The organism is Silvania hatchlandensis, assembly GCF_025564065.1.
In the GTDB taxonomy this organism is placed as follows: Bacteria; Pseudomonadota; Gammaproteobacteria; order Enterobacterales; family Enterobacteriaceae; genus Enterobacter; species Enterobacter hatchlandensis.
Genome location: NZ_JAMGZK010000039.1, coordinates 23227 through 48698, shown reverse-complemented (window position 1 = coordinate 48698; position 25472 = coordinate 23227). Strand labels below are relative to the sequence as shown.

Below are 25472 nucleotides of genomic sequence, written 5' to 3'. Positions count from 1 at the left end.
CTTACATTACAGCAGCAAAGGCCTGCGCCACGCGCTGCACGTTGCCGGTATTGAGGCCGGCAACGCACATGCGGCCGCTGGCAATCAGGTAGACGCCAAACTCGTCGCGCAGACGGTCAACCTGTTCGGCGCTGAAGCCGGTATAGCTGAACATGCCGCGCTGATGCAGCAGGTAGTCGAAGTTATGCCCCGGCACCGCCTCTTTCAGCACATCGACCAGCGTCTGCCGCATCGCCAGAATGCGCTTGCGCATCGCTTCCACTTCCGCCAGCCACTCGGCTTTCAGTTCGTCGTCACCCAGTACGGCTGCCACCACCTGCGCACCAAAGTTTGGCGGGCTGGAGTAGATGCGACGCACGGTGGCTTTCAGTTGCCCAAGCACGCGACCGGCAGCATCCTGATCTTCACAGACCACGGACAGGCCGCCGACACGTTCACCATACAGCGAGAAAATTTTGGAGAAGGAGTTGCTGACCAGCGCCGGCAGGCCCGCGCTGGCAATGGCGCGAATGGCGTAGGCGTCCTCTTCCATCCCTGCGCCAAAGCCCTGATAGGCAATGTCGAGGAATGGGATCAGGTTACGCGCTTTCAGCACCTCGATAACCGCGTCCCACTGGTCGTTGGTCAGGTCGGAGCCGGTCGGGTTATGACAGCACGGATGCAGTAACACAATACTGCGTTCCGGCAGAGTGCTCAGTGTTTCCAGCAGCGCACCTACGCGCACGCCTTTGCTCTGATCGTCAAACCACGGATAGGTATTGACGGTGAAGCCTGCGCCTTCAAAGATGGCGACGTGGTTTTCCCAGGTCGGGTCGCTTACCCAAACCCCGGATTCCGGGAAATATTTCTGCAGAAAATCGGCACCGACTTTCAGCGCGCCAGAGCCGCCCAGAGTCTGGATAGTCGCCACGCGTTTTTCCACCAGCACCGGATGGTCTGCGCCAAACAGCAGCGGAGCAATGGTGTGACGATAGCTAATCAGGCCTTCCATCGGCAGATAGAGCGACGCGCCGTGCGGCGTGGCATTGAGGCGCGCTTCGGCTTTCGCTACCGCCTGCAGCTGCGGAATGATGCCCGCTTCGTTGTAGTACAGACCAATACTGAGGTTAACTTTATCGCCTCGCGGATCGTCTTTGAAACGCTCCATCAAGGAGAGGATGGGGTCGCCAGCATAGGCGTCGACTTTCTGGAACACGCGATGGTTCTCCGGATAATAATGAGGCAGGGAATTCAACAATAAACCGGAAGCGGGAGAAGATCGAGGGGGATGTTAATGAAGGTGGAGTGTGGACGGCAGCCCTCTCTCAACAGAGAGGGCATGGTGGTCAGTCTAGGTAATGCATTGCCACCCGTGACGTCAGGCGCGTGATAAGTTCGTAAGCACTTACTTTTGTTATTTCAGCGATACGCTCAACGGGTAAACCTTCCCCCCACAGGGTGACGGGATCGCCCGCTTTTTCCTGCGCTTCTGGCCCGAGATCGACACAAATCATGTCCATCGCTACGCGTCCAACAATCGTCACTTCCCGGCCGTTGACCAGCACCGGTGTACCGGACGGCGCGGCGCGGGGATAACCGTCACCATAGCCCATCGCCACCACGCCGAGACGGGTATCGCGCTCGCTCACCCAGGTGCCGCCGTAGCCCACTGGCTCACCGGCTTTATGCTCGCGCACGGCGATCAGGCTGGACGTGAGCGACATCACCGGCTGAAAACCAAAATCCGGTCCCCAGGGTTTGCCCTCCAGTGGGGAGACGCCGTACAGAATAATGCCCGGACGCGCCCAGTCGAAATGCGACTGCGGCCACAGCAGAATGCCGCCGGACGCCGCAATAGAGCGCATCCCCGGCTTGCCTTCGCAGAAGGTATTAAAGATGTCGAGCTGCTGCTCGGTCGCGCCGCATTCGGGCTCGTCAGCGCGGGCAAAATGGCTGACGATATTCACCGGCTGGCGGACGTTTTTGCACTGGCTGAGGCGCTGATAAAACGCGTCGGCCTGCTCCGGGCGCACGCCGAGACGGTGCATACCAGTGTCGAGCTTCATCCACACGGTGACCGGTTCGCTGAGCACCGCGTTTTCCAGGGCGTCCAGCTGCTCCTGGTTATGCACGGCGGTATGCAGCTGTTGCGCTGAAATCGTCGGCAGATCGGCGGCGTTAAAAAAGCCTTCGAGCAGCAGGATGGGCTGGGTGATCCCCCCCTCGCGCAGGCGCAGGGCTTCTTCGAGACGGGCGACGCCAAAGGCGTCAGCATCGGGGAGCGTTCGCGCGGTCTCAAGAAGACCGTGTCCGTAAGCGTTCGCTTTCACGACTGCAACCAGTTTGCTGGCAGGTGCCAGTTCACGCAGGCGTTGCAGGTTGTGACGCAGAGCGCGGCGGTTAATCACTACTGTTGCCGCTTGCATTTGAATTCCTTATTCGTCGTCGTACTGCGGTCCCGCATAGTTATCAAAGCGCGACCATTGACCGTTAAAGGTAAGCCGCACCGTGCCAATCGGGCCGTTACGCTGCTTACCGATAATGATTTCCGCGATCCCTTTCAGGTCGCTGTTCTCGTGATAGACCTCATCACGGTAGATAAACATGATTAAGTCGGCATCCTGCTCGATAGAGCCAGATTCACGCAGGTCTGAGTTGACCGGGCGCTTGTCGGCGCGCTGCTCCAGGGAGCGGTTAAGCTGCGACAGCGCCACAACCGGCACCTGCAGCTCTTTCGCCAGCGCCTTCAGCGAGCGGGAGATTTCGGCAATCTCCAGCGTACGGTTGTCGGAAAGCGACGGGACGCGCATCAGTTGCAGGTAGTCGATCATGATCAGGCCAATACCGCCGTGCTCGCGGGCGATACGGCGGGCGCGGGAGCGTACTTCGGTTGGCGTCAGGCCGGAGGAGTCATCGATATAGATGTTACGTTTTTCCAGCAGGATCCCCATGGTGCCGGAGATCCGCGCCCAGTCCTCATCGTCGAGCTGACCGGTACGAATGCGGGTCTGATCGACGCGCGACAGCGAGGCCAGAGTACGCATCATGATTTGCTCGGAGGGCATCTCAAGACTAAAGATAAGGACCGGCTTATCCTGCAACATCGCCGCGTTTTCGACGATGTTCATCGCAAAGGTGGTTTTACCCATGGATGGACGCGCGGCAACGATAATCAGATCCGACGGCTGCAAACCGGCGGTCTTTTTGTTCAGATCGTCATAGCCTGTGTTGACGCCGGTGACACCGTCATGCGGCTGCTGGAACAACTGCTCGATGCGCGAGATAGTGGCATCGAGCACTTCAGTAATGTTTTTTGGCCCTTCGTCTTTATTGGCGCGGCTTTCCGCGATTTTAAACACCCGGGACTCGGCCAGATCGAGCAGCTCATCGCTGTTGCGCCCCTGCGGGTCGAAACCGGCTTCGGCGATCTCGTGGGCGACAGAGATCATGTCACGCACTACCGCACGTTCACGTACGATATCGGCATATGCACTGATGTTCGCCGCACTTGGCGTGTTTTTCGACAGTTCAGCCAGATAGGCGAAGCCGCCGACTGTCTCCAGCTGTCCCTGACGCTCCAGCGATTCTGCCAGGGTGATCAGGTCGATGGGGCTGCCCGACTCCTGCAGACGGGCCATCTCGGTAAAAATGTGGCGGTGCGGACGGGTGTAAAAATCGTCGGTGACCACGCGCTCGGCAACATCGTCCCAGCGTTCGTTGTCCAGCATTAAACCACCCAACACCGACTGCTCCGCTTCGATCGAGTGTGGCGGAACTTTTAACCCGGCTAACTGCGGATCGCGCTCGCGGGGTTCAGTCTGTTTGTTGAAGGGTTTATTTCCTGCCATAGTGAAGGGAGTTACCGAGATAGAAATTGGGGCCGACAGATTAGCACAATTTTGGGGAGGAAAAATGGCAACGCGTATCGAATTTAACCAGCACGGTGGGCCGGAGGTCTTGCAGGCGGTGGAGTTTACCCCCGCCGCGCCTGGAGAACACGAAATCCAGGTCGAGAACAAAGCGATTGGCATTAACTACATCGACACCTACATTCGCAGCGGGCTGTATCCGCCACCCGCCCTGCCGAGCGGCCTGGGAACTGAAGCCGCCGGCGTGGTGGTGAAAGTGGGCAATGCGGTGAAGCATATCAAGGAAGGCGATCGGGTGGTGTATGCCCAGTCTGCCCTTGGGGCCTACAGTTCCGTACATAACGTTGTGGCCGAGAAAGCCGCCATTTTGCCCGGCGCCATCTCCTTTGAGCAGGCCGCCGCGTCGTTCCTGAAAGGGCTGACGGTTTACTATCTGCTGCGTAAAACCTACGAAATCAAACCCGATGAACCCTTCCTGTTCCATGCTGCTGCCGGTGGCGTCGGGCTGATTGCCTGCCAGTGGGCAAAAGCGCTGGGGGCAAAACTGATCGGCACGGTGGGCAGTGCGCAAAAGGCGCAACGTGCGCTGCAGGCCGGTGCCTGGCAGGTGATTAACTACCGGGAAGAGAGTGTCGTCGAGCGGGTTAAAGAGATCACCGGCGGAAAAAAAGTGCGCGTGGTGTATGACTCAGTGGGTAAAGACACCTGGGAATCGTCGCTGGATTGTTTGCAGCGTCGCGGCCTGATGGTCAGCTTCGGCAACTCCTCTGGCCCGGTGACCGGGGTCAATCTGGGGATCCTGAACCAGAAAGGTTCGCTGTTCGCCACCCGGCCTTCGCTGCAGGGCTATATCACCACCCATGATGAACTGGTGGAGGCCAGCAACGAGCTGTTCTCGTTGATTGCCAGCGGCGTGATCAAAGTGGATGTCACAGAAGCGCAGAAGTATCCGCTGGCCGAGGCGCAGCGTGCGCACGAGGTGCTGGAGAGTCGCGCCACGCAAGGGTCGAGTTTACTGATCCCCTGATTCCGCTAATGATGACGGGGAAAGAAAGAAATTGGGCTTCCCGTGGGAAGCCCTTTCTTTTTTTGTTCGGCTGTATGTAGGGTACAGCTCGATGAATTCTTTAACGGCGGCAATAGTGACAGATTCGATAACTAAATCCTATTCCGTTCTAAGCAATGCTGCCGTAAAAGTTGCAAGGATGTGACGAAGCGCTCAATACCTTAGTAACGAAAGCGGTTATTGCGCTGATACTGTGGGACTTTTGGCGCTTTAATCGCCCGTATCGCCCACACCACCGCTATCGCCAACAGTAACCACGGCAGCAGCTTCAGCATCAGGGCAAACAGCCCGCCGATAAACATCACCACCATCGCCACAACCAGCGCGGCAATAATCCCCAGCAGCGAGACGCCCGTGACCATCAACATCACAAAAAACCCAATCACAAAAAGTAGTTCCAGCATGGCTCTCTCCCACAAGGCGTTACAACGATACGCTGGTTATTACAAGAAACGTGCCAAAAATAAGTTATTGATATAAAAACAAAACGCCCGGCGATGCGCTGCCGGGCGTGGTGAATTTAACCAACTTTTAGTGAAAATTATCGCTTATCGGCCACCAGACGTAGCGCCTGCTCCATCACGTCGATATCGGCTCCGGCTTTATGCGCATTTTCGCTCAGGTAACGGCGCCACTGGCGTGCACCGGGGATCCCCTGGAACAGGCCCAGCATATGGCGGGAGATGTGGCCAAGATAGGTACCGTTGCTAAGCTCACGCTCAATGTACGGATACATCGCGCGCACCACCGCAACCGGGTCACGGTCGGTACCGCTGACGCCAAAGATCTCGCGATCCACTGCCGCCATAATGCCCGGATTCTGATACGCCTCGCGCCCGACCATCACGCCATCCATATGCTGCAGATGGGTTTTGGCCTCTTCCAGCGAGGTGATCCCGCCGTTGATGGCCATTGTCAGCTGTGGGAAATCACGCTTCAACTGATACACACGGGGATAATCCAGCGGTGGGATCTCGCGGTTCTCTTTCGGACTCAGACCCGAAAGCCAGGCCTTGCGGGCGTGGATGATAAACATCTCGCACTCGCCATGACCGGAGACGGTGTTGATGAAATCGCAGAGAAATTCATAGCTGTCCTGATCGTCGATGCCGATACGGGTTTTAACCGTTACCGGAATGGAGACCACATCACGCATCGCTTTCACGCAGTCGGCCACCAACTGGGCGTTGCCCATCAGGCAGGCGCCAAACATGCCGTTCTGTACGCGGTCGGAAGGGCAGCCGACATTCAGGTTAATCTCGTCGTAACCGCGTTCCTCAGCCAGCTTCGCGCAGTGCGCCAGGGCCGCCGGGTCGCTCCCCCCCAGCTGCAGGGCGACCGGATGCTCTTCTTCGCTGAAGGCCAGGTAGTCGCCTTTGCCATGAATAATCGCCCCGGTGGTCACCATCTCGGTATAAAGCAAGCTATGACGCGAAAGCAGGCGCAGGAAGTAGCGGCAGTGCCGGTCCGTCCAGTCGAGCATCGGTGCGACGGAAAAACGGTACGGCTGGAACGCGGTTGATTTCTCAGGTATCACGCTGGTTTTCAGCATGTTTTCAGATTCTTTATCTTGATGCATTTTTAAATTATTGGCGTATTTCTAATGCCTCAGTACACCAAAAAGGACACCGCATATAAGGGTGAACTCCGATACAGAGGTCGACGATAAGATGGCTTACTATAACATAGTAAACAGCCCTCATACGGCTGGTACGCTTATATACCGCTGTTTCAGATGCTCGCGAACAGGCGCACCATTGGACTAAATCACTTTAAGCTGGTTGATAATAAAAGGGTTAGTCTGTAACAGCAGCAAGAGCTTTCGCGGTGCGCCGGTCGGCTGGCGCCGTTTTGTCTCCCAGCTTTTTACCAGGTCGTAGCTGACGCCCACGGCCACCGCAAAATCCTGCTGTTTTAACCCGGTCGCCTCGCGAATCGCCTTAACATCAATCGGGCTAAATGTATGAACATGCGCCGGGTCTGGCGTCTGTTCACCCTTTTCAATTCGTACCATTTCTTCTGCACTGGCCAGCAGATCGGCAAATAATTCGTCTTTCATTTTAATCTCATCGCCCTCGTTGACGCCGCATGGGCCTTAACCTTCGCCGCTATGGGCGTTAAAGAACCTTAGCGTTTCACCAATATATCGGATAACTGCTTCAACGCCTTCTTTTGCTCTTCGGTGAGATCATCCTGCTCATTTTTTGGATACATCAGAGCCAGATAGATTCGTCCTTTACTCGTCACATTGTAATAAATGACCCGTACACCGCCACGTTTTCCCATTCCGGGACGGCTCCAGCGAATCTTCCGAAATCCCCCTGTCCCCGCAAGGGTGTCTCCAGCTTCTGGATCTTCAATTAATACTTCCTGAAAGGCCCGAAAGTCATCATCCGGCAGCAGTGCCTTGCGCCGTTTACTGAAACCCTGCAGCTCAATAAAAGTAAACATCTCGCTCCCTGAGGTATCGTATTTCTTAACGCACCTTACATGTACACCGTACATTAATCAACCATTTTAATGTACCCGGTACACAATCATGTCAGAAGGTCATGCTGAACTGCGCGCCCGCGCCCCAGGTTTCATCTTCACCGTAGATGCCGGTCAAATCGATATGCACGCTGTTAAACGGCGCAAAGCCGAGGCCGCCAGTAAAGACGTTGCTGTCGTTGCCCTTCACATCACCGCGAAAGCCCCCGCGCACCGCCAGCCAGCCCAGCAGGGACACTTCTGCCCCCACGCCGGCATACTGCGAGTTCGCTTCACTTTTAAAGCCTTTGGTCTCGGTCAGGTCGGCGTCCGCGCTAAGGGTGAGCAAGTCGGTGTGCCAGGCCACACCTGCCGTCACCAGCGGCCTGATCTGATAGGTATCCTGATAGCTCACCACTTCACCGGTACGCCCGTTAAGGATACGAATATCATTAGTATCAATATCATGGGAGATCAGGTTCTGCCCGCTCAGGCCGATCGTCCAGTTGTCACCGAAGTCGGCCGCCAGCCCGACATCCACGTTGAAGCTGGTGTCGTCATTACGGTAACGACTGCTGCTAAAATCGCTGCTGTCGTAGGTGTAAATGGAGGTGGTGTAGTTATACAGCCAGGTTTGCTGCAGCTTCGGCGTGACGCCGACTGAAACCGGGATGCCGTTCATCTCAAACTGACGGGCCACGGCGATACCGTAGTCAGAGACAATCGCCGCCCTGCCGGAGGCCGTTGAGTTGAGGTTCTGGGTGATCACATCGCTGCCGTTGATCGCCGCGCTAAACGCCATCTGGCTGGTCATCCCTGCGCTGTTCTCAATGTTGCGCAAAAAAACGATATCCTGCGGATCGATCTCCGAGCTGATGCGAGCGTGGGCATAGGCTTTCGCGACAAACGCCATTGAGATATTCGCCCCGGGGATACTGACCGCAATGCCTGCCCCGGCGTTGCCGTGCGCCGTTTTGCCGTCGAGGAACTCCAGCTCATCGGCAAGCGTGGTGGCCGCGAGCTGAAGCTGGCGAACAGTGCCCTGAGGGTCCGTCAGCAATGCCTGGGTTGTCAGATTTTCAATCACGTTTTCGTAGTAACTGATTTGATCGCTGATCTGATCGATCTCATCCTGCAAATTATCCTTGTCGCTCACCTGCGCGCCGACCGACGGCAGAATGACAGTGATATCATCATCCTCTTTCGATTTTGCCAGCAGCGCCGGGTTAATCAGCACCCCGCTACCATAGTGTGCCGAAGCGACCCCTGTACCGCCCATCGCGTCATTTCGCGCCTCGGTCCAGGTATTCGCCGCTTCGGCTTGATTGATGATTAAAACAGAGACAGCTACTCCAGCCACAGCAAAGTTATAAGGTTTTTTCACGGTATGCTCGACTTGTCTGCTTGTGTGTACAAACCCATGCCGGCCATTAGCAGGCAGGAACAAACATCCGCTGTGACAAAAGTAGTAGGTCTAAAAAATCATCTCATTCTTTCGTATTAGATTGATTTTGTTAATATTTATTTCCTTTCACCAGGTATAGAAGAGGTTTTTACTTTCGCCCAGGTTTTCCATCGTGCGGACCAAAAAACTGCGGCGGATGATCCACCCAACGATCCTCACGGGTGGCGGCATACACGGCATTTAACGGGTAATAAATCCGGTTAAATTTTTTATTGGCTTCCCCCACGACCAGCAGCCGCACGTCCTCGAGCGTATTGTTGATAAACGTGTGACACACTCCGGTGCCGGCAGGAAAACCGACGCTGTCGCCCGGCTCCAGTTTCCACAGGTAACCGTTGATCCAGGCCTCTGGGTAGCCTTCCAGCACGTAGATAAATTCTTCTTCGTCGCTTTCAGCATGCGGATATGAGGTACGGCGTCCTGGCGGCAGGCGCTCATGGTGGATGCCAATGCGCCGGAGCCCCAGCGTACGGGCCAGCGGCGCGCCAATGGAAAACAGCTCGGGACTGTCGGGATAGGTTGAGTTATCAGCCCCTTCCAGATCCCGCCAGTGTTGAATGCAATCGGGTCTTTTCATTGTGTTGTTCCCCTTGTGGTTTTGCGTCAGGTATAGCATACCCGCCTGACCTCGGCGTTTCAGGCAGAACATGGTAGAGTGGAGGTTTGCTATTCCACAGATTCGAGGTGCAACATGGAAACGACCACAAAGCAGGAGCTGTTAGCGCAAGCCGAAAAGCTGTGCGCGCAACGCAATGTGCGCCTGACCCCACAGCGCCTTGAAGTGCTCCGCCTTCTGAGCCTGCAGCAAGGGGCCATCAGCGCCTACGACCTGCTCGATTTGCTGCGCGTCAGCGAGCCGCAGGCTAAACCGCCAACGGTGTACCGTGCGCTGGATTTCCTGCTGGAACAAGGCTTTGTGCATAAGGTGGAGTCGACCAACAGCTATGTGCTGTGCCATCTGTTCGACCAGCCGACTCACACTTCAGCTATGTTTATCTGCGATCGCTGTGGCAGCGTGAAGGAAGAGGGAGCGGAGGGTGTTGAGGACATCATGCATACGCTGGCGGCGAAGATGGGATTTGCGCTACGCCATAACATCATCGAAGCACACGGGCTGTGCAGCCGCTGCGTGGAGGTGGAAGCCTGTCGTCATCAGGACGACTGCCAGCATGACCACTCCATTTTGTTGAAGAAAAAACCGCGCTAAACGCATATAAAAGGGGCGGCCTGAGGCCGCCCTGGGCGTACATCCATGTACCTGCGGGTATAGGTTACTTACCAGCGGTAGTCGTTACGGGTTTCCCAGTCACCGACCTCTTTTTCCGCCCGGTCTTTCTCATAACCATAGCGTTCCTGAATTTTCCCGACCAGCTGGTCACGTTTCCCTTCAATGACGGTCATGTCATCGTCGGTCAGGTCACCCCACTGTTCTTTTACTTTACCTTTGAACTGTTTCCAGTTGCCGCCGACTTGGTCTTTATTCATCATCGATTCCTCTTCGTTCGGTCGTGTAGGATAAGTATGTCGTCCGTGTGATACGTTTCGTGCTGGACGTGATAATAATTATAGTCAGGCGTGCGGCGTAGGGTTCGTTATTCGGAATCTTTTACCATTTACGCAGATGAAGCCGCTACTGGAACCAGGTGTTATTGCGCCAGTGTCGACGCCAGATCCACGCCAGCGACAGCCCTCGCAGGGCGAGAAAGACGCACAGCGCCAACCACAATCCGTGATTCCCCAGCCACGGCAGCGTCATCAGCGTCAGGCCAAACCCGGCCGCCGCCACTGCCATGCTGTTGCGCATCTCTGCCCCGCGTGTTGCGCCAATAAACATGCCATCCAGCAAATAGCACCAGACCCCCACCACCGGCAGAATCACCTGCCAGATAAGGTAGTGGCTTGCCAGCGACCGCAGCTCGGGCAGCGACGTCAGCAGGGCAATAATCTGCTCGCCCGCCAGGGCATACAGAAGCGCAAAGGCCAGCGCCACCAGCCCAGACTGACGGCAGGCCGCCCGCCACACCTCGCGCAGCTGGCCGCTTTCGCGCGCGCCGTAAGCCTGCCCGGAGTGCGCTTCCACCGCATAGGCGAAGCCATCCAGCGCGTAGGCGGTAAAGGTCAGCAGCGTCATCAGCACCGCGTTCACGGCGACAATCTCTGGCCCCAGCCGCGCGCCCATCACCGTCAGCGCCCCGAAGCACAGCTGGAGCAACAGCGAGCGCAGCATAATGTCGCGATTCAGCGCCAGTAATCGGCGGACGTTGCCGCGCCAGCTGGCTTTGAGCAACGACCATGAAATGCCGCGCAGGGCAAGCACCCGCCAGACCATCCATAAACCAATGAAAAAGGTCGCATATTCCGCGACGACGGTCGCCAGGGCGGCCCCCTGCACGTTCATCTGCAGCCCCATCACCAGCCACAGGTCCAGCACGATATTGAGCAGGTTGCCGACCACCAGCAGGATCACCGGCGCGCGGGCATACTGAACGCCCAGTAGCCAGCCGAGCAGCACCAGATTTGCCAGCGAGGCCGGGGCGCTGAGCCAGCGGATCTCCAGGAAGCGCCGCGCCTGGTGCAGTACCGCCTCGCTGCCGCCGACGATATGCAGCGCCAGATCGATAAGCGGCGCGCGCAACAGCACAATCAGCAACCCGGCACCCAGCGCCATCAGCAGCGGCTGCACCAGCGCCCGCGCCAGCCGGTGAGGGTCTTTCGCGCCATACGCCTGGGCAGTCAGCCCGGTGGTACTCATGCGCAAAAAGAGCAGCAGCATAAACAGGAAGCTGGTCGCCGTAGCGCCAATCGCCACGCCGCCGAGATAAACAGGGGAATCCAGATGGCCGATCACCGCTGTATCCACCAGCCCCAGCAGGGGAACGCTGATGTTGGAGAAGATCATCGGCAGCGCAAGACGCCATAACGCCTTATCGGAAGCATTCAGCAGAGACATAGGAATAACCAGAGAGAAAAGCAGCAGGCTACGGTGAAACCGTAGCCTGTCAGGAAGAGATTATAGCCATTCACCGTTGCGGATAACGCCAACCGCCAGACCTTCGATGGAGAAGTTACTCTCACGCAGGTCGACGACAATCGGGGTAAACTCGCTGTTTTCCGGCAGAAGCTGTACCGTATTGCCCTGTTTTTTCAGTCGCTTAACGGTCACTTCATCGTCGATACGCGCAACAACAACCTGCCCGTTGCGCACATCCTGGGTTTTATGCACCGCCAGCAGATCGCCGTCCAGAATACCGATATCCTTCATCGACATGCCGCTGACGCGCAGTAAAAAGTCTGCACTCGGTTTGAACATGCCCGGATCAACCTGATAATGGCCTTCGATGTGCTGCTGTGCCAGTAGGGGTTCCCCGGCCGCTACGCGACCCACGAGCGGAAGGCCCTCTTCTGCTTCAATCAGCAGACGAATACCACGAGAAGCGCCGGATACAATTTCAAGTACACCCTTACGCGCCAGTGCCTTAAGGTGTTCTTCAGCGGCGTTTGGAGAACGGAAGCCTAAACGCTGCGCAATTTCTGCACGCGTGGGTGGCATACCCGTCTGGCTGATATGATCCCGAATGAGATCAAACACCTCTTGCTGTCTGGCCGTTAACGCTTTCATTCCGCCCCCTGGGTGTATATACAGTTATGCTGTGAGTATATACAGCTAAAGGTGATTTTGGAACCACAAACCGCACAAAAAACCAGAGACTTACTCAGTTTCTCAAGCCTTATCGCAAATGTCCCCACAGCAGGGTGGCCCAGGTGAAGACGGCGACCAGAATAGACATCAGCACAGCGGCAGAGCCCATATCTTTTGCCCGGCCCGACAGCTCGTGGTAGTCAGTGCCAATCCGGTCGACCACCGCTTCGATCGCACTGTTGAGAATTTCTACTATCATCACCAACATCACCGAGCCAATCAGTAGTACGCGGGTAATGGGATCAATATCCAGCCAGCAGGCGATAATGATTGCCGCGACGACGGCCACGCCTTCCTGGCGAAATGCGGCTTCATTTATCCAGGCAGCCCGGATGCCTTTCCATGAATAACCGGCTGCTTTGATGATGCGTGTTAACCCAGTGGTATTATTAGCCATTAAAAAGAAACCTTTCTTCGAAAAAAGCGTCATCAACGGTGGCTTAAGCGCGTCGCGCTGCCGCCCGAAGTATGACGGGTAACAACAGAAATTTTGCGCGCTTTCTGTTATCCTTGCGCCGCAATTGCATTTTTAACCAGAGGCTTTACATCGTTTATGTCTGGCTGGCCACGAATTTACTACAAATTACTTAATTTACCATTAAGCGTCCTGGTAAAAAGCAAGTCCATTCCCGCGGAACCCGCGCTGGAATTAGGGCTCGATACCTCACGTCCTATTATGTACGTGTTGCCTTATAACTCGAAGGCTGACTTGCTGACGCTGCGCGCCCAATGCCTGGCGCACGATCTTCCCGATCCGCTGGAACCGCTGGAGATCGACGGCACCCTGCTGCCGCGCTATATCTTCATTCACGGCGGTCCGCGCGTGTTCACCTGGTACACACCGAAAGAAGAGTCGATCAAGCTGTTCCATGATTACCTCGACCTGCACCGCAGCAATCCACAGCTGGATGTGCAGATGGTGCCGGTATCGGTGATGTTTGGTCGCCGTCCGGGTCGTGATAAAGGCGAAGAGAACCCGCCGCTGCGTATGCTCAACGGGGTGCAGAAATTTTTCGCCGTCAACTGGCTGGGCCGCGATAGCTTCGTGCGTTTTTCCCCCCCCGTCTCTCTGCGCCGAATGGCCACCGAGCATGGCACCGATAAAATCATCGCCCAGAAGCTGGCCCGCGTGGCGCGCATGCACTTTGCCCGCCAGCGTCTTGCCGCAGTAGGCCCGCGCCTGCCGGCACGCCAGGATCTGTTTAACAAGCTGCTGGCCTCGAAAGCGATTGCCCGGGCCGTCGAAGACGAAGCGCGCAGCAAAAAAATCTCCCACGAGAAGGCGCAGCAAAACGCTATCGCCCTGATGGAAGAGATTGCTGCCAACTTCTCCTACGAGATGATCCGCCTGAGCGACCGTATCCTGAGCTTTACCTGGAACCGTCTGTATCAGGGGATTAACGTGCACAACGCCGAGCGTGTGCGCCAGCTGGCTCACGACGGCCATGAGATTGTGTATGTGCCCTGCCACCGCAGCCACATGGACTATCTGCTGCTCTCGTATGTTCTGTATCACCAGGGGCTGGTGCCGCCGCACATTGCTGCGGGCATTAACCTTAACTTCTGGCCTGCTGGCCCGATCTTCCGCCGTCTGGGTGCGTTCTTCATTCGCCGTACCTTTAAGGGCAACAAGCTTTACTCCACCGTGTTCCGCGAATATTTGGGCGAGCTGTTCAGCCGTGGCTATTCGGTTGAGTATTTCGTGGAAGGTGGCCGTTCCCGTACCGGGCGTCTGCTCGATCCGAAGACCGGTACCCTGTCGATGACCATTCAGGCGATGCTGCGCGGCGGTACCCGTCCGATCACTCTGGTGCCGATCTATATCGGTTACGAGCACGTGATGGAGGTGGGCACCTACGCCAAAGAGCTGCGCGGCGCGACCAAAGAAAAAGAGAGCCTGCTGCAGATGGTGCGGGGCTTAAGCAAGCTGCGCAATCTGGGTCAGGGCTACGTTAACTTCGGCGAACCGATGCCGCTGATGACGTACCTGAACAACCAGGTTCCGGAGTGGCGCGAGTCTATCGATCCGATTGAAGCGGTGCGTCCGGCCTGGCTGACGCCAACGGTGAACGGCATTGCCGATGAACTGATGGTGCGTATTAACAACGCCGGTGCGGCTAACGCCATGAACCTGTGCTGTACCGCTCTGCTGGGCTCTCGCCAGCGTTCGCTGACCCGCGAGCAGCTGACCGAGCAACTCGACTGCTACCTGAACCTGATGCGTAACGTCCCGTATGCCTCAGACGTGACGGTGCCGTCCGCCAGCGCCAGCGAGCTTATCGAGCACGCGCTGCAGATGAACAAGTTCGAGGTCGAGAAAGACACCATTGGCGATATCATCATTCTGCCGCGCGAGCAGGCGGTGCTGATGACTTACTATCGCAACAACATTGCGCACATGCTGATGCTGCCATCGCTGATGGCAGCCATCATCACTCAGCATCGTCACATCACCCGACAGGCGCTGCTGCACCATGTCGAAGTGCTTTACCCGATGCTGAAAGCGGAGCTGTTCCTGCGCTGGCGCAATGATGAACTGGCCGATGTGCTGGATCAGCAGATCGAAGAGCTGATCCGCCAGGGGCTGATTACGCTGAAGAACGACGAGCTGCAGATTAACCCGTCGCGTTCACGCACCCTGCAGCTGCTGGCTGCGGGCGCGCGCGAAACGGTGCAGCGCTACGCCATTACCTTCTGGCTGCTGAGCGCTAACCCGTCGATTAATCGCGGAACGCTGGAGAAAGAGAGCCGCACGCTGGCCCAGCGCCTGTCGATGCTGCACGGTATCAACGCGCCGGAGTTCTTCGACAAAGCGGTGTTCAGTTCGCTGGTGTCGACGCTGCGTAATGAAGGGTATATCAGCGACAGCGGTGACGCCGAGCCGGAAGAGACGATGAAGGTGTACCAGATGCTGGCAGACCTGATTACCTCCGACGTGCGCTTAACGATTGAGAGCGCGACGCAGGGCGAGTAGTACGCGGGCAATCTGCGGCCTGATGTCCTCTCCCACAGGGAGAGGGGGCACACATAACAAACGGCAGCCGAAAGGCTGCCGTTTTACATTGACCTCGCCACCCGGCTTTTTACGCCCAGTAGCTCATCGCCAGCCCCAGGAACAGCACCAGACCAACATAGTTGTTATTCAGAAACGCTTTAAAGCAGGCGTCGCGCTCGCGCTTCGCGATCAGTTTTTGCTGATACACAAACAGCAATCCCGCCACCAGCACTGACCAGTAAAACGCCCAGTTCAGGCCGTTCAGGTAACCGATCAGCCCCATCAGCGCCAGCACCGCAACCTGCAGGATGCCGATAATCAGCGTGTCGTGGCGGCCAAACAGAATGGCCGTCGATTTGATGCCGATTTTCAGATCATCGTCCCGGTCGACCATCGCGTACTGGGTGTCGTAGGCCACCGCCCACAGAATATTCGCCAGGAACATCAGCCAGCAGCTCAGCGGCACCGACTCGCTGACGGCGGCAAACGCCATTGGAATCGACCAGCCAAACGCCGCGCCCAGCACCACCTGCGGCAGGTGGGTGTAGCGCTTCATAAACGGATACACCCAGGCCAGTGCCAGCGCCGCTATCGAGAGCAGGATGGTCATGGTGTTGAGGGTCAGCACCAGCAGGAACGACAGCAGCACCAGCACCACAAACAGCGTGCGCGCCTCTTTCTCTGTCACTGCGCCGCTCGGCAGCGGGCGATTGGCCGTGCGTTTCACGTGGCCGTCAAATTTACGGTCGGCGTAGTCGTTCACCACGCAGCCTGCGGCGCGCATCAGCCAGACGCCTGCCACAAACACCGCCAGGATCCACAGCGGCGGCACGCCTGGGCTTGCCACCCACAGCGCCCACAAGGTCGGCCACAGCAGCAACAGCGCCCCGATGGGTTTATCGGTACGCATCAGACGGTGATACGCCAGCAGCTTGTTCTGCCTCAGACTCCACTCCATTTTTTCTTCCTCTTAGTACAGCGGCGATGCCGGTAAAAACAGCTCTGTCAGCATCAGCGGTTTACCGCTCAGGCGCAGGCGGGAACGTCGCCCTAACAGGCCAGCATCGTGACCAATTTCAATAAAATCGCGTGTCAGTTCGGATGAGGTGAACAGGTAGCGTCCGAGCGGGGTTTTCCCCATCTGCTGCAGCGCCAGCTCTGGCCCGGTCAGGGTGGACTCTGGCACCACGGTGCGCCCGGCCAGCCACGGCTCGCCGTCGGCACAGAGCAGGATTTCCCGCAGCCAGTAGCGTGCTTCCTGCGGCAATAGGGCAAGCTCATCCGCAACGGCGTCAGACGTGACAAATCCCTCCTGAATGAGGGTGACGGTGACCGTTTTACCCTGCTGCTCAAAACGTTTAGTCATGGAATCTTCCAGCAGCAACCAGTCGAGTTGCGCCGGATCCAGCGCCGGGATTTCGTCAAAATAGCGCAGCGCACGCAGTTGCGTTAGCGCGGGGTGTGACATGCCAGACTCTCCGATACATAACGTGAAGCTATTGTATCGCAGAAATGCAGGATGGTGGCGGGCAAACGTAAGTTAGCGATCATTATCGCAACAGAGATGCAACAGCGTCGGCTCACGCAAAAAAAGTGCGCCCGGAAGGGCGCACCAAACTACTGACAAAATCAGCATTGCGGGGAAACTATCACCCCTTGCCTTTTACACTGCTGATAAAGGTGGGACGGGCAGTGGTCGAGCCTAAACGCTCGGCTTCATCGAGCAGCTTCAGCGCTTTATCGACGTCACCTTTCGCGACTGCCTGTTTAATGGCCTGGTTAAAGTAACTTTCGGTGTCTTCCATCACCGGCTCGCTCTTCTTCACCGGTGCCGGGGCAACAGCCGGTGCCGCAACTGGCGGAGGCGTTGGCGCGGCATAGACTGGCGCAGCCGCCGCCGTGTTGCCTACCGTCACAGGACCGGTGCCGGAGGAGCCAAACAGCGGGCCAACCAGCACGCTGGAGGCATTACTGGTGGAGACTTTCAGCTTCAGCTGCCCGTCGGTGACATGGCGGGCAAGCGGATCCGGGATATCCGGTACGGCGTTGCCTGTGCCTTTGGCATAGGCTTTGGCCGGGTTGATGAGTTTGGTAGTTTGCTGCAGATCTTTCTCAGTGGTAAAGACCAGCACATACAGTTTTTGCTGACCCAGGGCTGGCGTCAGGCGCATCACCCCTTCCAGGCGATCGGCGCTCATCACACCCGGTTCCTGATAGGTAAAGTATTCGCTTGGGAAGTACGCCGATGGGGTCAGGTTCTGATCCAGAATCAGCACGTTCGGTGCAAAGACGCTGGTTTGTTTGTTCACTTCACTTGTCAGCGTCAGGGTGATTTCGCCGATGTTAGCCGGCACGCTATAGGCTGCCACCGGACCGCTGATCCCTGGCACATTCAGGGACTGACCACCGGTAGAAAGTTGGGTGGTCTGGGCTTTGGACTGATCAACAGGCGTCCAGACTAGCTGCTGTAACGCGGCACCCGGGATCGCAGGCGCGGCGCTGGTGTTTTGTGGCACGAAATTGACGTTGGCGAGGGTAACGGCTGGAACGCTTGCCAGCAACCCTGCAGAGAGGCACAGCGCGACGAGACTTTTCTTCATTTTCATTGTTATTACCTCAGATTGCATAAGCACTGCGTTAGCCAGGCAATAGCGCGCAGCACCCTAAGAAGAGAGGGGCTTGCGCCCCTCTTTTAGGTCAATACATCAGATGTTACGTATTACCACCAGATTTCCATCTGGGCACCGAAGGTCCACTCGTCGTTGTCGCCGCGGCTGAAGGTACGCGCAGACGTGTCGTTATAAGCAACGCCGCTGGTGAAGCCAGTATCACTGTTGTTGGCGTAACCCCATTTCTCATCCCACTTCGCATAGGTTGCGAAGACGCGGATTGCCGGACGGGACCAGATGCTGTCGCCTGCCTGCCACTGCTGTGCCAGGGTGATTTTGTACTGGCTGTTGTTGTCGTCAGTGTTCTGAGATTTAACGTTGTCGTAGCCCACTTCCAGCAAGGTGGACATGATTGGTGTCCATTTGTACATAGGACGTACGCCGACGGTCCACCACTCGGTACCGTTGTTGTTGTCCAGGTCGATATTCTGGTACATACCGACGTACATCAGATCCCACTGGTCAGCCAGGGTGATTGCGCCGTGGTCGATCACGCGGATCAGAGAACCGTTGTTGTTCAGGCCAGCACCCTGCGGGATACCTTTACCGTTAGAAGTCATGGAATCCGTTGCGTACTGGACCACGAACTTGTTGAAGCCTTTCATCATGCTCTGGGTGTGTTCAGCGGTGAACATCCAGCCATCTTTAGAGGCGCCCGGCTGCAGGTAGTAGTCGTCAGGAATGTTGGTGTGACCGTAGTCAACGCCCAGCTCCAGGGTGCCGCCTGGGTTGATTTCCATACCCGCTAAACGGATGTCGAAAACGTCGTTCGGTACGACGTTGTCGTAAATACGGTTACCATCAATATCGAAATCGGCGAACGCGGCAGAACCGCCGGACTCAGAAGAACGGGTCGCTGCCATAGACAGTTTACCGAAGCCCAGGTCGATGTTTTCGATACCGGCACCAGGGCCCGAGATATCCCAGTAGTAGAAGTCGATCATGTGAACGTCATGACGCTGATAGAAGCGCTTACCGGCCCAGATGGTGGAGCCTGGCAGCCATTCAATCAGGTTTTTACCCTGCACGTTGGCTTCGCGGAATGCCGGGTCAGTGGCTTCCCAGTCGTTACGCTGAGAAACGGAATACGCTACGTTGGTGTCGAAGTAGAAGCTCTTATCGCCCTCTTTCCACACTTCCTGGCCAAATTTCAGCTCGGCATAGGTTTCACATTCGTTACCGAGACGATATTTACTTTGTGCACCTGTTGCCTGGAAACACTGTTGTTCGCCACCACTCCCGGTCCAGCCAATGCCGGAACGAGCATAACCTTTAAAGTCGACCGCACCGGCCTGGGCAGACATAATGCCCGCCGCAATGGCGAGTGCCAGAGGAACTTTGCGCAGAGTAATCATTATTCTATCTCCTGAGATCATTGCTTTTCTTTGAACACTTCACCGTAGGGTTTCGTGCTTATTATTCGGAATGCTTAAACACCCGGCTCCTGGTGCAACCGTCGACACGCAGTGCCATCTTCTCGGAACAGATGGCAGCGCTCTGGCGGCAAGCCGATAGCGAATGTGGCACCCTCTTTTACCAACACCACGTCATTCTGGCGGTACACCAGGTTCTGACGAATGGCGGGGATCTGGATATGAATCTGTGTTTCGTGACCAAGCTGTTCAACCACCTGAACATCACCCTCGAGGGTCACATCGGCGATGTGGCTCGGGAGTAAATGTTCAGGACGGATCCCGAGGGACATGTTTGCCCCCACCTGGACATGCGTGCTTTCTACCGGTAACCACACCTGCTGGCGGTTTGGCAGCTCAACCTGAACCTGCTCAATCGCGGTAGCGGTGACTTTCACGGGCAGGAAGTTCATCTTTGGCGAGCCGATAAAGCCCGCCACAAAGCGGTCCGCCGGATAGTGGTACAGCTCCAGCGGTTTACCCACCTGCGCCACGCGACCGGCATCCAGCACCACAATCTTGTCGGCCAGCGTCATCGCTTCAACCTGATCGTGGGTGACGTAAATCATGGTGCGGCCAAGACGTTTGTGCAGACGGGAGATTTCAATGCGCATCTGAACGCGCAGTGCGGCGTCGAGGTTCGACAGCGGTTCATCCAACAGGAAGACGCGCGGCTCGGCCACCAGCGTACGACCAATCGCCACACGCTGACGCTGTCCACCGGACAGTGCTTTTGGTTTACGCTCCAGCAGGTGCGCCAGCTGCAGCACTTCGGCAACCTGGTTCACGCGCTGGTTAATGATCTCTTTTTTGGCACCGGCCAGTTTCAAGCCGAAAGACATGTTCTCGGCAACCGACAGGTGGGGATAAAGGGCATACGACTGGAACACCATCCCGATACCGCGTTCCGCAGGCGGGACGTCGTTCATCCGGGTATCACCAATAAACAAATCGCCGCTGGTGATGGTTTCCAGTCCGGCAATCATGCGCAGCAGTGTGGATTTACCGCAGCCTGACGGGCCAACAAAAACTACGAATTCACCTTCCTGGATGTCGAGATCGATATCTTTCGATACCACCACGTCACCCCAGGCTTTCGTTACATTACGCAGCTTTACGCTCGCCATGACCCCACTCCCTTTGTTACATCCTGTCGCCGACAGAAACATTCAATATAAGTTCACTATGGGGTATTCATTACTTACGTGAATCCTCCACCCCTCGTCTTTTTTATGGGGGAGGAGGCGGGAGGATGAGAAAGTGGCCTCAGCCGCCCCTACGGCGGGGCTGAGGCTAAATTCGTGATGTCACTGACAAAATTCACCGTACTTTTATGTGCGCCAGAACACATAACTTAAATTTATGCAACGCAGATCACATAAAGTGGGGGTGGGGCGTAGGGGCCAGGAGGATGGAAAGAGGATGTCAAATAAGGAGACTGGGCGACGTTGAACTACCTCAGTGTATCCACAGCACATCACCAAAAAGGATGGCAGATATGAATATCAAGACTGGCGCACGCGTTTTCGCTTTGTCCGCCCTGGCAGCAATGATGATTTCCGCCCCAGCGCTCGCCAAAATTGAAGAAGGTAAGCTGGTTATCTGGATTAACGGCGACAAAGGCTACAACGGCCTGGCCGAAGTGGGTAAAAAATTCGAGAAAGATACCGGCATCAAAGTCACCGTTGAACACCCGGACAAACTGGAAGAGAAGTTCCCGCAGGTTGCAGCGACGGGCGATGGCCCGGACATTATCTTCTGGGCGCATGACCGCTTTGGCGGCTACGCACAGTCTGGTCTGCTGGCTGAAGTGGCCCCGGACAAAGCCTTCCAGGACAAACTGTTCCCGTTCACCTGGGACGCAGTCCGTTACAACGGCAAGCTGATCGCCTATCCGATTGCGGTTGAAGCGCTGTCCCTGATTTACAACAAAGACCTCGTACCGAACGCGCCGAAAACCTGGGAAGAGATCCCGGCTCTGGATAAAGAGCTGAAGGCGAAAGGTAAGAGCGCGCTGATGTTCAACCTGCAAGAGCCGTACTTCACCTGGCCGCTGATTGCTGCCGATGGCGGTTATGCGTTCAAGTATGCTGACGGCAAATACGACGTGAAAGACGTTGGCGTGGATAACGCAGGTGCGAAAGCCGGTCTGACCTTCCTGGTCGATCTTATCAAGAACAAACACATGAACGCGGACACGGACTACTCCATCGCCGAAGCGGCGTTCAACAAAGGCGAAACCGCGATGACCATCAACGGTCCGTGGGCATGGGCCAACATCGACAAGAGCAAAATCAACTACGGCGTCGCGCTGCTGCCAACCTTCAAAGGCAAGCCATCTAAACCGTTCGTTGGCGTGCTGAGCGCGGGTATCAACGCCGCCAGCCCGAACAAAGAGCTGGCGAAAGAGTTCCTCGAAAACTACCTCCTGACCAACGAAGGTCTGGACGTGGTGAACAAGGACAAACCGCTGGGCGCTGTGGCGCTGAAATCCTTCCAGGAGCAGTTAGCGAAGGATCCACGCATCGCCGCGACCATGGGTAACGCCGAGAAAGGCGAAATCATGCCGAATATCCCGCAGATGGCCGCCTTCTGGTATGCCACCCGTACTGCGGTGATCAACGCCGCCAGCGGTCGTCAGACAGTTGAAGCCTCGCTGAAAGATGCGCAGGGCCGTATCACTAAGTAAGACTGGCTGTAACCCCCTCATCCCGGCCTTCTCCCTCAAGGGAGAAGGAGAAAACCGCCCCCTCTCCCTCAGGGAGAGGGTTGGGGTGAGGGTTGTTTAATTGTTGTAGAGGAAGAACCCCATGGATGTCATTAAAAAGAAACACTGGTGGCAAAGCGACGCGCTGAAATGGTCAGTGATAGGTCTGCTGTGCCTGCTGGTGGGTTACCTTGTTGTTTTGATGTACGCCCAGGGGGAGTACCTGTTTGCCGCCATGACGCTGATCTTAAGCTCAATTGGCCTGTATATTTTCGCCAACCGGAAAGCGTACGCCTGGCGTTATGTCTATCCGGGCGTGGCCGGGATGGGGCTGTTTGTCCTGTTCCCACTGATCTGCACCATCGCTATCGCCTTCACCAACTACAGCAGCACCAACCAGCTCGCGCAGGAGCGCGCCCAGCAGGTACTGATGGACCGCTCCTATCAGGCGGGTAAGACCTTCAACTTTGGCCTGTATCCGGCGGGTGATGAGTGGACACTGGCTCTGAGCGATGACGAGACGGGTAAAACCTACGTCTCTGAGGCCTTTAAATTTGGCGGCGAGCAAAAGCTGGCGCTGAAAGAGGCAGACGCCCTGCCGGAAGGCGAGCGCGCGAATCTGCGCATCATCACCCAGAACCGCCAGGCCCTGACCCAGCTGACCGCCGAGCTGCCGGACAAAAGCAAAGTCATTATGAGCTCCCTGCGCCAGTTCTCCGGCACCCAGCCGCTGTACGCACTGGCTGATGACGGCACGCTCACTAACAACCAGTCCGGCGTGAAGTACCGCCCGAACAACGATGTTGGCTTCTACCAGTCGGTCAACGCCGACGGCAACTGGGGCGACGATAAACTCAGCCCGGGCTATACCGTGACCATCGGCTGGGACAACTTTACCCGCGTCTTCACCGACGAAGGGATTAAGAAACCGTTCTTCGCCATCTTTATCTGGACCGTGGTCTTCTCGGTACTGACCGTGATCCTGACCGTGGCAGTGGGCATGATCCTCGCCTGCCTGGTGCAGTGGGAAGCGTTAAAGGGGAAAGCCATTTACCGCGTCCTGCTGATCCTGCCGTATGCCGTGCCGTCGTTCATCTCGATTCTGATTTTCAAAGGGCTGTTTAACCAGAGCTTTGGTGAAATCAACATGATGCTGAGCGGGCTGTTTGGCATCAAACCGGCCTGGTTCAGCGACCCGACGACCGCCCGTACCATGATTGTGATCGTCAACACCTGGCTCGGCTATCCGTACATGATGATCCTGTGCATGGGCCTGCTGAAAGCGATTCCGGACGATCTGTACGAAGCCTCGGCAATGGACGGCGCGACCCCGTTCCAGAACTTCTTTAAGATTACGCTCCCGCTGCTGATCAAGCCGCTGACGCCGCTGATGATCGCCAGTTTCGCCTTCAACTTTAACAACTTCGTGCTGATTCAGCTGTTGACCAACGGCGGACCGGACCGACTCGGCACCACCACCCCGGCAGGCTATACCGACCTGCTGGTGAGCTACACCTACCGTATCGCCTTTGAAGGCGGCGGCGGCCAGGACTTCGGTCTGGCGGCGGCGATTGCCACGCTGATCTTCCTGCTGGTAGGCGCGCTGGCTATCGTCAACCTGAAAGCCACACGCATGAAATTCGACTAAGGAGGGCACAGAACATGTCTATGGTACAACCCAAATCTCAAAAGCTGCGCCTCTTCGCCACGCATCTGGGCCTGCTGATTTTTATCGCGGCAATCATGTTCCCACTGCTGATGGTGATCGCCATCTCCCTGCGTTCCGGGAACTTCGCCACCGGCAGCCTGATCCCGGATGAAATCTCCTGGGAGCACTGGCGCCTGGCGTTAGGCTTCAGCGTTGAACACGCGGACGGTCGCGTCACTCCGCCGCCGTTCCCGGTGCTGCTATGGCTGTGGAACTCGGTGAAAGTGGCCACGATTACGGCGATTGGTATTGTCACCCTCTCCACCACCTGCGCCTACGCGTTTGCCCGTATGCGCTTCCCGGGGAAAGCGACGCTGCTGAAAGGGATGCTGATTTTCCAGATGTTCCCGGCGGTGCTGTCGCTGGTGGCGCTGTATGCGTTGTTTGACCGCCTTGGCCAGTACGTGCCGTTCATCGGTCTTAACACCCACGGCGGGGTGATCTTCGCCTATCTCGGCGGTATCGCCCTGCACGTCTGGACCATCAAAGGCTATTTCGAAACCATCGACAACTCGCTGGAAGAAGCGGCGTCGCTGGATGGGGCTACGCCGTGGCAGGCGTTCCGTCTGGTCCTGCTGCCGCTGTCGGTGCCGATTCTGGCGGTGGTGTTTATCCTGTCGTTTATCGCGGCCATTACCGAAGTGCCGGTCGCCTCTCTGCTGCTGCGTGATGTGAATAGCTACACGCTGGCAGTGGGTATGCAGCAATACCTCAACCCGCAAAACTACCTGTGGGGTGACTTTGCCGCCGCCGCTGTTCTCTCCGCCATCCCGATCACCGTCGTGTTCCTGCTGGCCCAGCGCTGGCTGGTGAACGGCCTGACCGCGGGGGGGGTGAAAGGTTAAGTTTCATTGTTATGCCACTGCAACCCTCAACTTTGCCTTAATGTAAGAATCCAACTTGTGACTGTTGTTTGGCGGCCCTCGGGCCGCCTTTTTTTATTCCCGTTTCAGGCGCTTCGAGTTGCACAGCCAGAGGGTGACCACCAGCAGCAGGATCGCCGCCGAGTAGATCAGCACGTCGAGGGGGGATTTATGATCGACGATAATCAGCCGCACAATCGCGGTGATCCCGATATAAACAAAGTAACGCAGCGGGAAGTGAAAGCCAGACTGAAAGTACTTCACAATCAGGGCAATAAATTCGAAGTAGAGAAAGTAAACCACCAGCCCTTCAACCAGCTCGTATTTGCTGGTTTGCTCAGGGGCAAAAAGCACATCAGCCAGATGCACCGTCTCTTTACCGAGGAAGACCACCAGGATCAGGCCAAGGCTCAGCAGACCCAGATTGAGCACGGTCTGCAGAATGGTTGAGATAAACTCAACGCGTGGGCGAGTCAGGGATGTCATACAGCACCTCATTCTCCAGGGCGAGGTTCCTGTATAACGCAAAAATGTGACGGAGATCTATATTTTTTGTTTATGTTTTATTCG

The 25472-nt window shown here is 56.6% G+C and carries 25 protein-coding genes; 6 read left to right on the top strand and 19 right to left on the bottom strand.

Annotated features, from left to right (window positions below):
• Position 1: 1 nt before the first annotated feature.
• The 3 genes from tyrB to dnaB form a co-directional block, all read right to left on the bottom strand.
• Positions 2 to 1195, bottom strand: coding sequence for an aromatic amino acid transaminase (tyrB, locus tag M8014_RS04230; protein WP_271281295.1), 1194 nt, complete (start codon positions 1193 to 1195; stop codon positions 2 to 4).
• Between the two features lie 130 nt (positions 1196 to 1325).
• Positions 1326 to 2405, bottom strand: a complete 1080-nt coding sequence (gene alr, locus M8014_RS04225; RefSeq protein ID WP_271281294.1) for an alanine racemase — start codon at positions 2403 to 2405, stop codon at positions 1326 to 1328.
• Between the two features lie 9 nt (positions 2406 to 2414).
• Positions 2415 to 3827, bottom strand: coding sequence for a replicative DNA helicase (dnaB, locus tag M8014_RS04220; protein WP_271281293.1), 1413 nt, complete (start codon positions 3825 to 3827; stop codon positions 2415 to 2417).
• A gap of 64 nt (positions 3828 to 3891) precedes the next feature.
• Between dnaB and M8014_RS04215 the strand changes: the two genes are divergently transcribed.
• Positions 3892 to 4875: a quinone oxidoreductase gene (locus tag M8014_RS04215; protein WP_271281292.1), complete on the top strand. Its 984-nt coding sequence runs from the start codon at positions 3892 to 3894 to the stop codon at positions 4873 to 4875.
• Between the two features lie 200 nt (positions 4876 to 5075).
• Here the strand turns inward: M8014_RS04215 and pspG are convergent, their stop codons facing one another.
• From pspG to M8014_RS04185, 6 genes are all read right to left on the bottom strand, one after another.
• Entirely contained in the window at positions 5076 to 5318 is a 243-nt protein-coding gene (pspG, locus tag M8014_RS04210; RefSeq protein WP_271281291.1) for an envelope stress response protein PspG, read from the bottom strand.
• A gap of 137 nt (positions 5319 to 5455) precedes the next feature.
• Positions 5456 to 6493, bottom strand: coding sequence for a tRNA dihydrouridine(20/20a) synthase DusA (gene dusA, locus M8014_RS04205; protein WP_271281290.1), 1038 nt, complete (start codon positions 6491 to 6493; stop codon positions 5456 to 5458).
• A gap of 183 nt (positions 6494 to 6676) precedes the next feature.
• Positions 6677 to 6973: a NadS family protein gene (gene nadS / locus M8014_RS04200; protein ID WP_271281289.1), complete on the bottom strand. Its 297-nt coding sequence runs from the start codon at positions 6971 to 6973 to the stop codon at positions 6677 to 6679.
• Between the two features lie 68 nt (positions 6974 to 7041).
• Positions 7042 to 7365: a type II toxin-antitoxin system RelE/ParE family toxin gene (locus M8014_RS04195; protein ID WP_271281288.1), complete on the bottom strand. Its 324-nt coding sequence runs from the start codon at positions 7363 to 7365 to the stop codon at positions 7042 to 7044.
• A 91-nt stretch (positions 7366 to 7456) separates the two neighbouring features.
• The gene (locus M8014_RS04190; RefSeq protein ID WP_271281287.1) at positions 7457 to 8767 is read right to left on the bottom strand and encodes a conjugal transfer protein TraF; all 1311 of its coding nucleotides are present in this window, start codon (positions 8765 to 8767) and stop codon (positions 7457 to 7459) included.
• Between the two features lie 169 nt (positions 8768 to 8936).
• The gene (locus M8014_RS04185) at positions 8937 to 9425 is read right to left on the bottom strand and encodes a cupin domain-containing protein (RefSeq protein ID WP_271281286.1); all 489 of its coding nucleotides are present in this window, start codon (positions 9423 to 9425) and stop codon (positions 8937 to 8939) included.
• A 114-nt stretch (positions 9426 to 9539) separates the two neighbouring features.
• Between M8014_RS04185 and zur the strand changes: the two genes are divergently transcribed.
• The gene (gene zur / locus M8014_RS04180) at positions 9540 to 10055 is read left to right on the top strand and encodes a zinc uptake transcriptional repressor Zur (protein ID WP_271281285.1); all 516 of its coding nucleotides are present in this window, start codon (positions 9540 to 9542) and stop codon (positions 10053 to 10055) included.
• A 68-nt stretch (positions 10056 to 10123) separates the two neighbouring features.
• On the opposite strand, the gene M8014_RS04175 is transcribed toward zur, so the two are convergent.
• From M8014_RS04175 to M8014_RS04160, 4 genes are all read right to left on the bottom strand, one after another.
• Entirely contained in the window at positions 10124 to 10333 is a 210-nt protein-coding gene (locus M8014_RS04175) for a CsbD family protein (protein WP_271281284.1), read from the bottom strand.
• A 145-nt stretch (positions 10334 to 10478) separates the two neighbouring features.
• Positions 10479 to 11798, bottom strand: coding sequence for an MATE family efflux transporter DinF (gene dinF / locus M8014_RS04170; RefSeq protein ID WP_271281283.1), 1320 nt, complete (start codon positions 11796 to 11798; stop codon positions 10479 to 10481).
• A 60-nt stretch (positions 11799 to 11858) separates the two neighbouring features.
• On the bottom strand, positions 11859 to 12467 hold the full coding sequence (gene lexA / locus M8014_RS04165) for a transcriptional repressor LexA (protein ID WP_271281282.1): 609 nt from the start codon (positions 12465 to 12467) through the stop codon (positions 11859 to 11861).
• A 109-nt stretch (positions 12468 to 12576) separates the two neighbouring features.
• Complete coding sequence (locus M8014_RS04160; protein ID WP_271281281.1) at positions 12577 to 12945, bottom strand: diacylglycerol kinase; 369 nt, start codon at positions 12943 to 12945, stop codon at positions 12577 to 12579.
• Between the two features lie 156 nt (positions 12946 to 13101).
• On the opposite strand from M8014_RS04160, the gene plsB reads away from it, so the two are divergent.
• The gene (gene plsB, locus M8014_RS04155) at positions 13102 to 15522 is read left to right on the top strand and encodes a glycerol-3-phosphate 1-O-acyltransferase PlsB (protein WP_271281280.1); all 2421 of its coding nucleotides are present in this window, start codon (positions 13102 to 13104) and stop codon (positions 15520 to 15522) included.
• A gap of 109 nt (positions 15523 to 15631) precedes the next feature.
• Here plsB and ubiA read toward each other — a convergent pair whose 3' ends face one another.
• The 5 genes from ubiA to malK all read right to left on the bottom strand — a co-directional run bounded on the left by ubiA (position 15632) and on the right by malK (position 20751).
• Positions 15632 to 16501 (bottom strand): 4-hydroxybenzoate octaprenyltransferase, encoded by an 870-nt coding sequence (ubiA, locus tag M8014_RS04150; protein ID WP_271281279.1) that lies wholly within the window; start codon positions 16499 to 16501, stop codon positions 15632 to 15634.
• A 12-nt stretch (positions 16502 to 16513) separates the two neighbouring features.
• Positions 16514 to 17011, bottom strand: a complete 498-nt coding sequence (gene ubiC, locus M8014_RS04145) for a chorismate lyase (protein ID WP_271281278.1) — start codon at positions 17009 to 17011, stop codon at positions 16514 to 16516.
• Between the two features lie 181 nt (positions 17012 to 17192).
• Positions 17193 to 18149: a maltose operon protein MalM gene (gene malM, locus M8014_RS04140; RefSeq protein WP_271281277.1), complete on the bottom strand. Its 957-nt coding sequence runs from the start codon at positions 18147 to 18149 to the stop codon at positions 17193 to 17195.
• Between the two features lie 113 nt (positions 18150 to 18262).
• Entirely contained in the window at positions 18263 to 19570 is a 1308-nt protein-coding gene (locus tag M8014_RS04135) for a maltoporin (RefSeq protein WP_271281360.1), read from the bottom strand.
• 71 nt (positions 19571 to 19641) lie between these two features.
• A complete protein-coding gene (gene malK / locus M8014_RS04130; protein ID WP_271281276.1) occupies positions 19642 to 20751 on the bottom strand; it encodes a maltose/maltodextrin ABC transporter ATP-binding protein MalK in 1110 nt (369 codons plus the stop codon).
• A gap of 371 nt (positions 20752 to 21122) precedes the next feature.
• Here malK and malE point away from each other — a divergent pair, with 371 nt between their 5' ends.
• The 3 genes from malE to malG all read left to right on the top strand — a co-directional run bounded on the left by malE (position 21123) and on the right by malG (position 24884).
• Positions 21123 to 22313: a maltose/maltodextrin ABC transporter substrate-binding protein MalE gene (gene malE / locus M8014_RS04125; RefSeq protein ID WP_271281275.1), complete on the top strand. Its 1191-nt coding sequence runs from the start codon at positions 21123 to 21125 to the stop codon at positions 22311 to 22313.
• A 121-nt stretch (positions 22314 to 22434) separates the two neighbouring features.
• Positions 22435 to 23979 carry a maltose ABC transporter permease MalF gene (malF, locus tag M8014_RS04120; protein WP_271281274.1) on the top strand — a complete coding sequence of 515 codons (1545 nt, stop codon included), beginning with the start codon at positions 22435 to 22437 and terminating at the stop codon, positions 23977 to 23979.
• Between the two features lie 14 nt (positions 23980 to 23993).
• Positions 23994 to 24884: a maltose ABC transporter permease MalG gene (gene malG / locus M8014_RS04115; protein WP_271281273.1), complete on the top strand. Its 891-nt coding sequence runs from the start codon at positions 23994 to 23996 to the stop codon at positions 24882 to 24884.
• A 93-nt stretch (positions 24885 to 24977) separates the two neighbouring features.
• Here malG and psiE read toward each other — a convergent pair whose 3' ends face one another.
• The gene (gene psiE / locus M8014_RS04110) at positions 24978 to 25388 is read right to left on the bottom strand and encodes a phosphate-starvation-inducible protein PsiE (protein ID WP_182273377.1); all 411 of its coding nucleotides are present in this window, start codon (positions 25386 to 25388) and stop codon (positions 24978 to 24980) included.
• Positions 25389 to 25472 lie beyond the last annotated feature (84 nt).